The sequence below is a fragment of the Desulfopila inferna genome (assembly GCF_016919005.1).
Classification (GTDB): domain Bacteria; phylum Desulfobacterota; class Desulfobulbia; order Desulfobulbales; family Desulfocapsaceae; genus Desulfopila_A; species Desulfopila_A inferna.
In genome coordinates, this window is sequence record NZ_JAFFQE010000004.1 from 413,504 (window position 1) to 427,365 (window position 13,862).

Sequence of the window (13,862 nt, forward strand, 5' to 3'; positions counted from 1 at the left end):
CAGAGGAGTCATACCAATGGCACAACAGATACGTTTAGAAGTAGTCACTCCGACCGGAGCAGTGGTAAATGACGATGTGGATATCGTCAATGCTCCCGGATATGGAGGTGATTTTGGTGTGCTCGCTAATCATGCGCCTTTCCTCTCGACCATCAAGATAGGCCTACTCTCCTATGAACAGGGGAAAAAGAGAGAAAACCTGATGATAAGCGGGGGATTCTGTGAGGTGTCCAATAATAAAATCACCTTTCTCGTCGAGAGTGCGGAATTCGGAACAAAGATTGATGTTGATCGGGCCATGAAAGCCAAGGAACGAGCCGAGAAACGACTTGCTCAGGCGGCCCAGAAGAGTGAAAGTATCAATCGTGCCCGCGCTGAAGCGGCCTTGCAGAGGGCTATGGCCCGGATAAAGGCCTCAAAAGCTATGTAACACTCGAAGTATTATTTTGTGAAGGACTATCCTGTTATGGGATAGTCCTTTTTTTTTGATATTTTCCTGCCCGATTATGATAAGACTTTTTCTTCATTCCGTACCCTGAAGGTCGGAATGACAGTAGAAATGGACTTCTCAAGATCTTCAAATCCTGCAATCCTGCAATAGACAAACCAACTCAATACGATTGATAATCAGCAAAAATGACTGCCGCCGACTTTATGGCTCATTGCAGGGCCTGAAGGTTGAGACGTGCACTGTTTGATTCGATATAATTTTTGACTCCTTGGGAGATATTGACTGCAAAGGAGTCGAGGAACAGGTCGCTGCTTAGTTTTTTTGCTTCCAATGGATTACTAATGAAGGCTGCTTCCAGAAGGATAGCAGGCATTTCGGCTCCGATAAGAACGTAGAAGGGAGCCTGCTTTACTCCTAGATCCTTGAGGGCGAGGTCGTTATTGTTCAGCCCTCTAACCAGAGTGGTGTGCACTGTATGAGCGAGACGGGAGGATTCGTTTATTTTAGAATTCTTCATGATGTGCGCCAGAACATCCTGGAGATCGCTCATCTGCAATTCAGAAGTGGCGTTCTCATAGGCTGCCACCCGCATTGCCTCTGGATTGTTGGAAAGATTGAGAAAATAAGTTTCGAGGCCATGCACTGAGGATTGTGAATGGGCATTGACATGGAGCGACAGGAAGAGATCGGCATTATTGCCATTGGCAATGGCCGTACGTTCTTCCAAAGAAAGATAAACGTCCTTGGTTCGGGTCAGTACCACTTCACAGCCAAGTGAGGCCTCCAGATTGTGGGCCAGTCTTTTGGCAAGCTTGAGCACGATATCCTTTTCCTTCAGCCCGTTGGCTATCGCCCCGGGATCCTTGCCGCCATGACCGGGGTCAATGACAATCTTGCCTACTCCAAGACCGAGCTGCTGAGCCAGGGAAAGTTCAGGACCGGATGGTATTCCTGAGTCCAGGGTATTACCAGCTTTTGCAGAACTGACTATGCTGCGCTTTTTCTGGTCCTTGAAGATAATTATTTGTTCATGGTTGATGTTCGGCTTGAGCAGTTCCTTGATGGATTTGCTGTTTGAGGGTGTACTGCGGCGTGCAACTCCCCGGATGTCTACGACAACACGGAAGGGATCAGGAAGGCTGAAAATTTTATACGATGAGATTGACTCTATATCAAGGACAACCCTGACTGTCTCCTGGGTATTCTGGCCGGTACGGATTTGTTGTAAAAGACCGTCAGAGACGGGGACGGGGCGGCGGTACAGCGGTTCTATATAGCTGTTCTGAAAATCGATATAGAGTCGCCGAGGCGCATCACCTGTCTTTTCGAGAAGCTGGGCAGAATAGGTCACAGGCCCTGAGGCTTTTATGATGACACGGCTATAATCTTCTGATGACCAGTACTTGACCGGGAGTACGTTGGTGAGTTTTTTGTGGTTGGTCTCACTAATCATGCTCTGCGGCAAGGCTATATCGTAAGCGCTGGACAGTTTTTTCATCTCCTCTGCAGCCCGGCTATACATATCTCCTTGAGGATAGCGTGTAACAATATCGCTGAAGTATTTTGCTGCTCTGTTGTTATCGTCAAGTTTATCGGAAAAGATCGACCCCAGGGCAAACAGAGCGTCGTCGGCAAGTCGATGATGAGGAAAGAGCGAAGCGCAGTCCCGATAATATCCTATTGATTCCTTAAGGTCATTTTTCAGGGAAAATCTCTCAAACATGCGCCGATAATTTTCACCGAGCATAAACAAAGAAGCAGGAGCCAGTTCGGATTTGGGATTGGCAAGGTATACCCTTCTAAAATTACGGCTGCTTTTCAACCATGAAGTTCTCTTCTCTCCAAGCTCTGCATTTGTTTCCAGCTGTTTATAGTAAAATTTCGATGCATTATAACGAGCCTGAACAGATGAATGAGTGGCTCTATCATTTTCTGCGCAAAATACCGGCGAAGAAATAAGAGCATAAAAAATGAGAAGAAGAAATAGTGGGCAATATCGGATCATTTTGTCATATTCATGATGACTGAATCTGCTGGAAAAAATGAAAATAATGTGATTTTCTGCATATAATGTTATCACCTGCTAAAGTAATTGTTTGGGATAAAAATAACAAACAGAAAAGATAACTCTCCGGTGAGAAATGGAAAATTGGTTATTTCTGCCGCTGTCAGATATCCTGCAACACTGCGGTTGATGCTGATTTTCATCATGTTTTAGCTGCATTTTCCCGGGTGCTAAATTCCAAAAAGGAAGGAGTCATAAATGAGCTATACCAGAGATATCACGGATTATATGGGGCTGCAGGGACTGTTGACGGATGAAGAAAAACTGGTTCGGGAAACAGCCAGGAATTTTGTCAATGAGAAGGTGATGCCGGTCATTGATGATTATGCCCAGAAAGAAAAATTTCCAGAAGAGCTTATAGCCCAGATGGGAGAGCTTGGTTTTCTTGGACCGACGCTGCCGGAGGAATATGGCTGTGCGGAGCTTTCCAATGTGGCCTACGGCCTGCTGATGTATGAACTGGAGCGAGGTGATTCCGGGATACGCAGTTTTGCCTCGGTGCAGGGGTCACTTGTGATGTACCCCATATTTGCCTTTGGTTCGGAAGAGCAGAAAAAGTACTGGCTCCCCAAAATGGCGGCCGGAAGTGCTGTCGGCTGCTTTGGGCTCACCGAGCCGGATTTCGGCTCGAACCCTTCCGGAATGAAAACACGCGCGGTACGGAATGCGGATGGAACCTGGTGTCTCAACGGGGCAAAGATGTGGATAACCAACGGCAGTATTGCCGATGTTGCCGTGGTTTGGGCGCAGACCGATGAAGGGGTACGCGGCTTCCTCGTGGAAAAAGGTACGAACGGTTTTGAGGCTCCGCGCATGAAAGGAAAATGGAGCCTTCGTGCCTCGATTACCTCCGAGTTGGTTTTCGACAATGTCATTGTCGAGGAGGAAAAAAGTCTGCTCCCTGGTGTTAAAGGACTGAAAGGGCCTTTGAGTTGTCTTACCCAGGCCCGCTATGGCATTGCCTGGGGAGCGTTGGGCGCCGCTGATAACTGTTACCAGACGGCACTTGAATATGCCCAATCACGGATCCAGTTTGACAAACCAATCGCGGCATTTCAGCTGCAGCAGAAAAAGCTGGCGGAGATGGTGACGGAACTCACCAAGGGGCAGCTCCTGGCGTTTCAGCTTGGGCGGCTCAAAGATCAGGGCACCTATACTCCGGCGCAGGTATCAATGGCCAAAATGAACAATGTCAATATCGCGCGTGATATTGCCAGGACAGCGCGAACAATGCTGGGGGCAAACGGCATTATGGGCGAGTATCCGGTCATGCGTCACATGAACAATCTGGAATCCGTCTATACCTATGAGGGAACGCACGATATGCACACCCTGATAATAGGCCAGGAGGTTACCGGAATAGCGGCCTATCGATAGTAAAAAGGCTGGAGCGCCGGTCACATGGACCGGCGCTAGCGTTGTCTTTTTTCTTAACAGGGAAATGTTTATGGGGAGATATTTTATGTATTGGCGATTCTGTCGAGTTCATAAAGTACTTCCAGGGCCTGTCTGGGGCTGAGATCGTCGATAGTGATCTTCTGTAAATAACTGCGCAATGGGTCGATTGAAGTCTCAAAGAGTGACAGCTGGTTGGGATGCTTTTTCTTGTTTTGCGCCGTGGCTGTTGTGAGGTTCCTGGTTCCACCACCGGCCATCTCGCCGGTTTCAATGGCATGCAGGATGTCCTTGGCCCTGCCAACGACGCTGTCCGGAACACCGGCAAGCCCTGCCACCTGAATGCCATAACTCCGATTGGTGCCGCCCCGCACCAGCTTGTGGAGAAAGATAATGGTATCGTTCCATTCCTTTACGGCGATAGAGAAATTCTGGACTCGTTCCTGCTTCCTGGCCAGTTCGGTAAGTTCATGGTAATGAGTGGCGAAAAGAGTCTTTATGCCCTTGTCGTCTTTCTTGACAAGATGTTCGGCGACAGCCCAGGCAATCGAGAGGCCGTCGAATGTGGATGTCCCTCTGCCGATTTCATCCAGTATCACCAGGCTTCTGGTGGTTGCATTGTTTAAAATATTGGCGGTCTCGTTCATTTCCACCATGAAGGTGGACTGGCCGCGACGCAGATCATCCATGGCCCCGACCCGAGTAAAGATCTTATCGACGATACCGATTCTAGCCTGATCGGCGGGGACAAAGCTGCCCATTTGGGCCATCAGTACAATCAGTGCGGTTTGCCGCAGCACGGTCGATTTACCGGCCATATTCGGGCCGGTAATGATTATGACTTCATCTGATTTTTGGTTGAGCGAGACATCGTTGGGAACGAACTTTCCGCTGGGCAGTGCCTGTTCAATTACCGGATGCCTCCCTTCGGTTATGACGATCTCATCGCTCTGATCGACGGTGGGACGCCGGTAATTGTGCAGATGGGCCACCTCGGCTAGTGAAGCAAAGAAGTCGATTCGAGCCAGCAGGGCGGCGATCTTCAGCAGTCTTGAGCTTTGTGCGGCCAGGAGAGAGCGTATCTCGATAAACAGAGTATACTCAAGGTCGAGCCTGCGATCATGGGCACTGGCTACCTTGCTTTCGAATTCCTTTAGTTCCGGGGTAATGAAGCGTTCGGCATTCACCAGGGTCTGCTTGCGGATGTAGTGTTCCGGAACCTTGTCGACATTGATCTTGCTGATTTCGATATAGTAACCGAAAACCTTATTATAACCGACCTTCAGCTTGGCGATCCCGGTGTCCCTGCGTTCCTTGGCCTCCAGGTCGAGAATAAGCTGTTTGCCGTGGCGCAGCAGGTGTACCAACTCGTCGAGCTCACTATTATAGCCCTCCTTGATCAGCCTGCCGTCCCGCAGGGTCACCGGGGGATCTTCGTGAATCGCGTTTTCAAGAAGGGCGTGAAGCTCTGCAAGGGTCTCAAATTGATCGTCTATTTCCCGAAACTTTCTGGTATTGCACTGGGTGAGGAGATCTTTGAGTGTGGGCAATCCGGCAAGTGAATGTTTCAGGGCCAGCATATCACGGCCATTGCCGTTGCCGAGTACCATTCTGCTGTTGAGCCTTTCGATGTCGAGAATAGTACTGAGAGACTGCCGTATCTCCTGACGCAGCCGGTTGTTCTTGTAGAGATGATTGACGCTGTCCAGTCTGTCGTTGATTCTGCCGGCATCCTGAAGAGGAAAAAGCAGGCTGTCCTTGAGCAGACGCGCTCCCATCGGTGTCGAGGTTTTATCGATGACCGAGAGCAGTGAACCCTCACGGCTGGTACCGATGATGGTCTGGGTAAGCTCCAGGTTCCTGCGCGAAGAGTCGTCGATCAACAGGATGGATTCCAGATCGATGGGGGTCAGTGCCTCTATATGATTAATGGCGGTTTTCTGCATTTCCCGGACATAATCGAGCAGAACCCCGGCCGCCGTCAATCCGTATCGCATGGAGTCGCAGCCGAATCCGCGAAGGTTGATGACGTTGAAGTGTTCGAGGAGAATTTCCCTGCAGGAGGAAAGATGAAAGAGACCTTCGTCTCTCTCTGTTATACATAGACCAGGCAGCACTGTTTGTGTAACGGCTAGAAAACCTGAAAGATTTTCTTTATCACTGGTGTCAATCAGCAATTCGGCAGGACAGAGGCGCGACAGTTGATCCAGGATTATTTCATAATTGCCGGTTTGGTTCTCGAATTCGCCCACAAGAAATTTTCCCGTGCTGAGATCGAGCAGGCTCAGACCGAAGACCTCCACTTCAGTTCCGCTCTTTCTCTTGATTGCGGCAACGTAGTTGTTGGACCTGTCATCCAGGAGCTGATTATCGGTAACAACCCCTGGTGATATGGTCTGAATGACTTCCCGGCGGACGATGCCTTTGGCCTGAGCGGGATCTTCGGTCTGTTCGCAGATAGCCACCCGGTGTCCTGCCCTGACCAGTTTGGCAATGTAGGATTGGGATGCATGATAGGGAATGCCGCACATCGGTACCCTGGCTGCATCACCCTTATTGTTTCTGGATGTCAGGGTGATGCCTAGGATTTTTGAGGCAATTTCGGCATCATCCATGAACATTTCATAAAAATCCCCCATACGGTAAAAGAGGATGGAATCAGGATTATTTTCCTTGATTTCCAGATACTGCTGCATCATAGGGGTAAGCTTTACTGATCGTGTCATAATCTGTAACTATTTAGAAAGAAATATTTTGGAACTCGGGAAGCAGCCGGTCGAAGGTTTGTTGAAGATGCCCGGGAATTGTGTGGTTTCGGCTATTACAGAGATTGGGTGATGGTCGCCGCTCCTACAATCCATTCTCCATGCTGCCCGGAGCGTTTTCATCGCAGTGTCCTTATGGTGTGGAGCTTCGCATTGAGGCTGTGGCCGTCAATGGTAAGTATCGCATAGGATGCCGGGCTGCTGTAAGCTGATGTGCACTGAAAGCTGCCCGGATTAATAAAGAGAATTTCGCCCTTCCTTTCACATACCGGCTGATGTGTGTGCCCATAGATGATACAGTCCGCCTCGGGAAATTGCGCCCACATCCTTTCTTCTATATTGTGACGGGGACCGGCACCGTGGCAAAGAGCGATTGTGAATCCTCCCACCACGATGATCTTGCTTTGCGGCAGAGCCAAGCGTGCGGCGTATCCGCACATATTGCCATGTACGGCATGAACGGGTTTCGGGCGAAACTGCTCCAGTATTTCCATAGCGGTAATATCTCCGGCATGAAAGATCATATCGCAATCGTCAAATGCTCTTGCGGCAATTTCTTTAAACTGCTCCGTTGCCGCCACCAGGTGCGTGTCGGATAAAATCCCTGCTCGAATCATGAAGCTCCTCTTGTTTACTGGAACAAAACTATTATACATATTGTATAAACGGGAAGCATTGAAAAAAATACAGCAGCGGAAAAATGAATCAGGCAGTGAACAATCTTTTTTCAAGCCATTCTTTTGGCTTGACGGATTAAACGTTGCAGAACGACCGGCGACATAGGTATATTGATAGCGGAAAAATTTTCCGGTAGCGATCCCGGAATATATCTATTGAAGAATAATCTCCGGTGCTGCCGGACTAATATGGAGAAAGTATGTATAGCGCTTCAGATTTACGTAAGGGGTTGAAAATCCAGATTGACGGTGATCCCTATATAGTGACCGAATTTGAATTTTCCAAACCCGGCAAAGGTCAGGCCCTGTATCGAACCAAGATGCGTAATATGATCACTGGAAATCAGTTCACCCAGACCTATCGGTCCAATGACAAATTCGAAAAGGCTGCCCTGGAAGAGCGGAAGATGCAGTATCTGTACAATCAGGGAGACGAATATCATTTTATGGACAATGAAAGTTTTGATCAGATTTTCATAACCGCTGATCAACTGGGCGACAGCGTCAATTTCATGGTGGACAACATGGAAGTCGAGGTACTGTTTTTCGATGGGAAGCCGATTGATGTAAGCCTGCCTATTTTTGTCAATCTCGAGGTGATAAAGGCTGATCCGTGGGTGAAAGGCGACACTTCCGGAACCGATACCAAGCCTGTGACGGTGCAGACAGGTTATGAACTGCAGGTCCCTCCATTTGTAGAAGAGGGTGACAGAATTCAGATAGACACCCGCAGTGGACAGTACGTGACTCGCGTAAAAGAGTAACACCGTGCTGTCTGTCAAAGAGCTGCATCTGCGTGCAGCTCTTATCGGTGCCATCAGGAGTTTTTTTTCACAGCGGGGCTTTCTTGAAGTGGATACTCCTATCCGGCAGCCTGTGCTGATCCCTGAATCGCATATCGAACCGCTTTCTACAGAAAACTGGTTTTTGCAGACATCCCCCGAACTCTGCATGAAGCGGCTGCTTTCCTCGGGCTGCAGTTCCATTTTTCAAATCTGCCGCTGTTTCCGCAAGGAAGAAAGAGGGCGGCGCCACCTCGAAGAATTCACCATGCTGGAATGGTATCGTTCCGGAGCCGATTATTATGAATTGATGGCTGACTGCCAGCAGTTGCTGCACCATTGCCTGGCCGAGATCGGCGAGCAGCTTGGCAACCTTCTGCCTCTTGCGCAATCACTTTTCTCCACAGATCATTCTTCTCCAAGTCATCCTTGGCAGAAAATAACAGTGAATGAGGCCTTCGATCGCTGGAGTGATAACTCTCTGCGAGAGGTTTTGGCAAAAGATACCTTTGAAGAGGTTCTGGTGGAAAAAATCGAGCCGAATTTAGGCATTGACGGTCCGGTTTTTCTCTATGAATATCCTGCGTGTATGGCCTCGCTTGCTCAAAAAAAGAAAGGAAACGCCGAAGTTGCGGAAAGATTCGAATTGTATGCTGCCGGCATAGAACTGGCCAATGGTTATTCAGAACTTACCGATTCCAGCGAACAGCGCTTGCGCTTTGCCGCAGAAATCGAGGCAATTAACAAAAAGAGCGGTCGGAGGACGATCATGCCCGAAAAGTTTTTGGCGGATCTGAACAACCTCGAAACCTGTGCCGGCATAGCCTTTGGCGTGGACCGCCTTTTTATGCTGCTGCTTGGTAAAGACGAAATTGATGATGCCGTGTCTTTTTCTCCGCGGGATCTGTAAGAGATTACAGGAGAAGCATATGGATTTTTCCGATTTGACAGGCCGCAGACAGAGCGTTCGTTCTTATACGGATTCCCCGGTGGAGAACTGGAAGATAGATGCTCTGATAGAAGCAGTCCGTCTGGCACCGTCGGCCTGCAACTCGCAGCCGTGGAAGCTGATTATTATCGAGGATCAGCAAAAAAAAAATGCTGTCGCCCAGGCCACCTACAGTAAGCTGGTCTCTTTCAATAAATTCGCCGTGCAGGCGCCGGTTATTGCCATCCTCACCATCGAACGAACTCAAATGATAAGCCAGATAGGAGGACATCTCAAGGATCGTGAATTTCCTCTTATAGACATAGGCATCGCCGCTGCTCATTTCTGTCTTCAGGCTGCTGATCTGGGCCTCGGCACTTGTATGGTCGGCTGGTTCGATGAAGATGCCGTCAGGGAAATCGTAGGGATACCGGAGCGGAAGCGCATCGGTCTTCTGATAACACTGGGATATTCCGCGGATGAGACTCTGCGGCCTAAGCTGCGCAAACCCCGGGATAAGATGTGCAGCTTCAATTCCTATTTCACCAGGGGATAGCAGAGCAGGATAGAACCGGTTATTTCTTTCCCGGTCGTTTCTTGCTCTGCCGGAGACTGCGTTTGTGAAAAGCCGTCTCCAGATGTGCTCTCTGTCGCGATCTTTGCGAGGCTGAGGGAATAATGATTTTTTTCCTGTCTCTATCCAGACCGCTGACGAACATTGCTGTGGAGAGAGTTCCCGGTGTTGGCGTGAAATCCTGAAACTGCCGGATGGGAAGTTCGAGCTTCTTGAAGGTATCGACTAGCTGTAACGCGCTTTTTTCGGTGCTGCCGGGATGACCGGTGATGACATAGGGGGTAAGCTGTACCTTCTTTTTCTGCTTTTGTGCTATCATTCCGCACTGCTTGACGAATTGGCGCAGGATGTCATGTGACTCCTTGTGCATTATTTTTAAGATATTGTCATCGCTATGCTCCGGAGCGATTTTCAGAGATCCCGGAGTATGGGAAGTAATCAGCTTCTCGAGTAACCTTGGGGTCTTCAGGAGCAGTTCCATGCGTAATCCCGAGGAGATAAAGACATGTTTAACTTCATCCAATGCGGCAACATCTTTGAGGAGTCCGATCATCTTCTCCTCATTGACCTTGAGGTGTTCACAGACTTTGGGATAGAGGCATTCATGTCTTTTGCAGCCTCCGATGGTGCATGAACTGCCATAAAGGTTGGCCGTCGGTCCGCCAAGATCACTGATCGTCCCGAAAAAATCACTCATAATGGTGATTTTCCGAACCTCCCTCAGGATCGAGGCTCTGCTGCGGCTGCTGATTGTCGGCCCCTGATGACGGGTAATTGCGCAAAACGAACAGTTTCCTGAGCAGCCCCGGACAATAGTTGCCGAATGGCGAATCATCCGGTATGCCGGAATATCGCCGGCGCCTGGATGCGGGGTGCGCTGGAAAGGCAGGTCATAGAGCTCATCAAGTTCCTCTTCGCTGAGGATGGCAGGTGCCGGATGCTGAATAACCCAGTTGCTTTGCTGCTGCTGCACGAGCATTTTGTCAGAGCCGCTCCGGGCATGTTGATCAATGAGCAGTTCAGCCTCCAGAAAAAGTCCCTTATCCTTTTGGATATCATTCCAGGAAGGGAGAATTATACTCGTTTCCGGGGTGAGGGTGCCTTGCAGCTCGCTAAAACGGGATTCGGTGAGCCGTTCACAACAGCCCTTAATCCCGGTGGGGATACGCTCCTGAGCAAGTGCGGCGGCTACGGCTACAATACCCTTCTCGGCCATTCCGTAGATCAGCAGATCAGCCTTGCCGTCGGTGAGGACAGAGCTGCGCAGTCGGTTTTGCTTGTAATCATAATGGATAAAACGTCGCAGTGACGCCTCGATACCTCCCAGTATAATGGGAACGTCATTATAGGCAGCCCGGGCCAGATTGGCATAGGTGATTGTTGCTCTATCGGGACGCTTTCTGTTGATCTTCGACTGCAGATCCGATCTCCATGGGTTACCGGCGCTGGAATAGGCGTCAAAGTCGCGGACTTTGCCGTTGCCGGTGTAATTGGCAACAATAGAATCAAGATTACCGGCTGTGATGCCGAAGAAGAGGCGCGGTCTGCCGAAGCGGTAAAAATCCACGGCTGAATCATGATGAGGTTGGGAAAGGACTGCCACTCGATAACCTTTGCTTTCCAGGAGCCTGCCGATAAGGGCTACACCAAAGGAAGGATGGTCAATATAGCCGTCGCCCGTGACCAGGACAACATCAACGGCATCCCAGCCGCGCAGGCGGCATTCTTCCGCAGTCATGGGGAGGTGTCGGGCAGAGGAATGGGACATCGATGTATTTGAATTTACAGGAATATTCAGGAGTGTTTCCGCTTATCAGTATCTTGCTCCGTTACTCAGTTCAGTACCCAAGCTGGCCCTTTAAGCATATCGTCAAAGTACTCATACCGCTCAAGGGACTACTGTAAAGAGTCCAGCTCAGCTGGGTCAGTACGTCTACAGTGTCCAACTATATATCGCCTTCGGCTTTCAATCAATAAAAAAGCCTGATCTCCTCTGGAGGATCAGGCTTTGGTCTTTGCAAAAAAAAACAGCGGTGATCTTAATTCTTGGTGTGATCTGCAGGAATATATTGCTGCAGAGGGCAATCCCCGCACCCTGCCTCGGGCAGGTCGGTTCCCTTATGAATGCGGTCGATCAATGCAGCAACGGCCGCTTTGCTGTCGGGAAAAATATGCTGCTCTCCAATTTTGTCGTACAGCCCCGTGCGCTGCATAACGTTAATTACCTGCCCTTTGAGTCCGCATATCGCAAAGCCCATACCGGCACTGCGGATACGCTTGACCAGCATCTCCAGGGCTTCCTCGCCGGAAGCGTCCATATCATTGATGCCTCTTGCATCAAGAAGAACATAGCGCAGATCCGGTTGTTCGTTTCTGAATTTGAGCACCTGTTCATCAAGATAACTGGCATTGGCAAAGAAGAGGGCGCCGTCAAAACGAACAACGGAAATATGACGACAACCTTTTAACCGGTAATATTCAGCAGATTTCAAAACTTTGTCCTGGTGGAGCGACAGACTTGCCACCACCGGACGCATGGATTTGTAGAGGAAGACAACCATGGAAAGTGCTACACCCACCATGATGCCCTTGTCCAGATGGGGCGCAAAATACAGGGTTACCAGGAAAGAAAAAACTGATATCGCCCCATCATACCACTGGGCCTTCCAGGAGTGGATAAATCCTTTTATATTGATCAGCCCGATAACGGCCATCATAATCACTGCAGCAAGTACCGCCTGCGGCAGATGATAGAGCAGAGGAGTGAAAAAGAGCAGGGTGATAACCACCATGATGGAGGTAACCACCGATGATATTCCGGATACCGCGCCGGCCTGCAGATTGACGGCGGAACGGGAAAAGGATCCGGAAACGGCATAGGAAGATCCAATAGATCCGAAGATATTAGCAAGCCCCTGTCCGACCAGCTCCTGGTTGGGATCGAGCTTCTGGCCTGTCTGGGCGGCCATGGCCTTGGCGATGGCGATTGCCTCCATGAAACCGAGCAGCGAAATAATAATGGCGGTAGGCAGCAGCTTAAAGAAGGTCTTTGAAGTTAATTCGGGAACGGCAAACTGGGGAAGGCCTTCCGGGATCTTACCGACTATCGCCCCACCGCCGGTTACTTTAAGATTGTTTGGATCCAATGCCTTATTGCCCACCGATATCCTCCAGGTGCCGCTTTCGGTTTCGACGTCCTCAGGTGCATTGTTCTGCGGATAAAAAGAGTAGGAATCTTCTTTCTGGACCGCCTCAAATTTCATGTTGCGGATATCAGAGCGGAGAAGATGGGCTTTGTGTTTGGCTTCATCCATTTTCAAGGTGAGCAGGGCCACCTGACTTTGGAGATCGATGAGTTCAGCTGTCATTCCATGACTGCTTTCCCGTTCCTGATCTATCTTCGCACCAATCTGAGCGCGCCGGGTACCGATCGTTTCAATTTCTTCGACGGCATTGTTGAATTCTTCAACTTTTTCAGTAAAGCCGGAGGACTGAATAGCTGAAACAGGGACGTAGGCATCTTTGTTAAAGTTGATGAGGTAGGAAAGTATAGTGGTTATGGCAACTGCAATAAGAACGTTTGGTATCCGCGGATTGATCTTTCTGAGAATCACCATGATGGCAACAGCGGACGCACCAAAAAGCAGCGTGGGGAAATGAGTATAGTCAATAGCCGCCTGGGCCACTCTGACCATGGTTTCATAATGATGCGGAGCTTTGTCGACATAAACGCCGAAAAACTTGGAGAATTGGGAAGAGGCTATGATTATGGCGGCGGCATTGGTAAAACCGTTAACAACCGGATGTGAAAGAAAATTTACCACCAGGCCAAGACGAAGGACCCCGAGGGAAAACTGAAATATACCGACCGTTAAAGCGAGTACGATGGAATAGGCTATAAATTCGGGGGAGCCTGCGGTGGCAAGCGGCTCCAGGGATGCAGCGGACATCAGTGAGACTACGGCCACCGGTCCGGTGGCAAGCTGGCGGCTGGACCCGAACAGTGCGGCAACCATCGGCGGCAAAAAGGCGGCATACAATCCATAATAGGCAGGCAGACCTGCAAGCTGGGCATAGGCCATGGATTGCGGTATAAGAACAAGCGCTACGGTTATACCCGCAAGCAAGTCTATCTTGAATTTGCCGGTATCATAATCTTGAAACCAGGCAAGGAAGGGAAAAATCTTCAAAATCATGTGTACACCTGTTGTTGAATCAGCTGGTT

The 13,862-nt window shown here is 49.6% G+C and carries 10 protein-coding genes; 5 read left to right on the plus strand and 5 right to left on the minus strand.

The window, feature by feature from the left end; all coding sequences use genetic code 11:
* Positions 1 to 16 precede the first annotated feature (16 nt).
* Entirely contained in the window at positions 17 to 430 is a 414-nt protein-coding gene (locus JWG88_RS12750) for a F0F1 ATP synthase subunit epsilon (RefSeq protein ID WP_205234154.1), read from the plus strand.
* A gap of 229 nt (positions 431 to 659) precedes the next feature.
* Here the strand turns inward: JWG88_RS12750 and JWG88_RS12755 are convergent, their stop codons facing one another.
* Entirely contained in the window at positions 660 to 2,174 is a 1,515-nt protein-coding gene (locus JWG88_RS12755) for an N-acetylmuramoyl-L-alanine amidase (RefSeq protein WP_205234155.1), read from the minus strand.
* Positions 2,175 to 2,714: 540 nt separating this feature from the next.
* Between JWG88_RS12755 and JWG88_RS12760 the strand changes: the two genes are divergently transcribed.
* A complete protein-coding gene (locus JWG88_RS12760) occupies positions 2,715 to 3,893 on the plus strand; it encodes an acyl-CoA dehydrogenase family protein (RefSeq protein ID WP_205234156.1) in 1,179 nt (392 codons plus the stop codon).
* An 83-nt stretch (positions 3,894 to 3,976) separates the two neighbouring features.
* Here JWG88_RS12760 and mutS read toward each other — a convergent pair whose 3' ends face one another.
* The gene (gene mutS, locus JWG88_RS12765) at positions 3,977 to 6,637 is read right to left on the minus strand and encodes a DNA mismatch repair protein MutS (protein ID WP_205234157.1); all 2,661 of its coding nucleotides are present in this window, start codon (positions 6,635 to 6,637) and stop codon (positions 3,977 to 3,979) included.
* 158 nt (positions 6,638 to 6,795) lie between these two features.
* Positions 6,796 to 7,293, minus strand: coding sequence for a metallophosphoesterase family protein (locus JWG88_RS12770; protein ID WP_205234158.1), 498 nt, complete (start codon positions 7,291 to 7,293; stop codon positions 6,796 to 6,798).
* A 260-nt stretch (positions 7,294 to 7,553) separates the two neighbouring features.
* Here JWG88_RS12770 and efp point away from each other — a divergent pair, with 260 nt between their 5' ends.
* Genes efp through JWG88_RS12785 form a run of 3 tightly spaced genes read left to right on the plus strand, consistent with a single transcriptional unit; the run spans position 7,554 to position 9,619 of the window.
* The gene (gene efp / locus JWG88_RS12775; protein WP_205234159.1) at positions 7,554 to 8,117 is read left to right on the plus strand and encodes an elongation factor P; all 564 of its coding nucleotides are present in this window, start codon (positions 7,554 to 7,556) and stop codon (positions 8,115 to 8,117) included.
* 4 nt (positions 8,118 to 8,121) lie between these two features.
* The gene (epmA, locus tag JWG88_RS12780; protein ID WP_205234160.1) at positions 8,122 to 9,045 is read left to right on the plus strand and encodes an EF-P lysine aminoacylase EpmA; all 924 of its coding nucleotides are present in this window, start codon (positions 8,122 to 8,124) and stop codon (positions 9,043 to 9,045) included.
* Between the two features lie 19 nt (positions 9,046 to 9,064).
* Entirely contained in the window at positions 9,065 to 9,619 is a 555-nt protein-coding gene (locus JWG88_RS12785) for a nitroreductase family protein (protein WP_205234161.1), read from the plus strand.
* A gap of 19 nt (positions 9,620 to 9,638) precedes the next feature.
* Here JWG88_RS12785 and JWG88_RS12790 read toward each other — a convergent pair whose 3' ends face one another.
* Positions 9,639 to 11,375: a YgiQ family radical SAM protein gene (locus JWG88_RS12790; RefSeq protein ID WP_205234162.1), complete on the minus strand. Its 1,737-nt coding sequence runs from the start codon at positions 11,373 to 11,375 to the stop codon at positions 9,639 to 9,641.
* A 301-nt stretch (positions 11,376 to 11,676) separates the two neighbouring features.
* The gene (locus JWG88_RS12795) at positions 11,677 to 13,833 is read right to left on the minus strand and encodes a SulP family inorganic anion transporter (RefSeq protein ID WP_205234163.1); all 2,157 of its coding nucleotides are present in this window, start codon (positions 13,831 to 13,833) and stop codon (positions 11,677 to 11,679) included.
* Positions 13,834 to 13,862: the final 29 nt, after the last annotated feature.

Coding starts and splice junctions, on each gene's coding strand:
- mutS (WP_205234157.1), bottom strand. CDS start 6,637: ATGACACGATCAGTAAAGCTTACCCCTATGATGCAGCAGTATCTGGAA.
- JWG88_RS12760 (WP_205234156.1), top strand. CDS start 2,715: ATGAGCTATACCAGAGATATCACGGATTATATGGGGCTGCAGGGACTG.
- JWG88_RS12770 (WP_205234158.1), bottom strand. CDS start 7,293: ATGATTCGAGCAGGGATTTTATCCGACACGCACCTGGTGGCGGCAACG.
- efp (WP_205234159.1), top strand. CDS start 7,554: ATGTATAGCGCTTCAGATTTACGTAAGGGGTTGAAAATCCAGATTGAC.
- JWG88_RS12785 (WP_205234161.1), top strand. CDS start 9,065: ATGGATTTTTCCGATTTGACAGGCCGCAGACAGAGCGTTCGTTCTTAT.
- JWG88_RS12755 (WP_205234155.1), bottom strand. CDS start 2,174: ATGTTTGAGAGATTTTCCCTGAAAAATGACCTTAAGGAATCAATAGGA.
- JWG88_RS12795 (WP_205234163.1), bottom strand. CDS start 13,833: ATGATTTTGAAGATTTTTCCCTTCCTTGCCTGGTTTCAAGATTATGAT.
- JWG88_RS12790 (WP_205234162.1), bottom strand. CDS start 11,375: ATGACTGCGGAAGAATGCCGCCTGCGCGGCTGGGATGCCGTTGATGTT.
- JWG88_RS12750 (WP_205234154.1), top strand. CDS start 17: ATGGCACAACAGATACGTTTAGAAGTAGTCACTCCGACCGGAGCAGTG.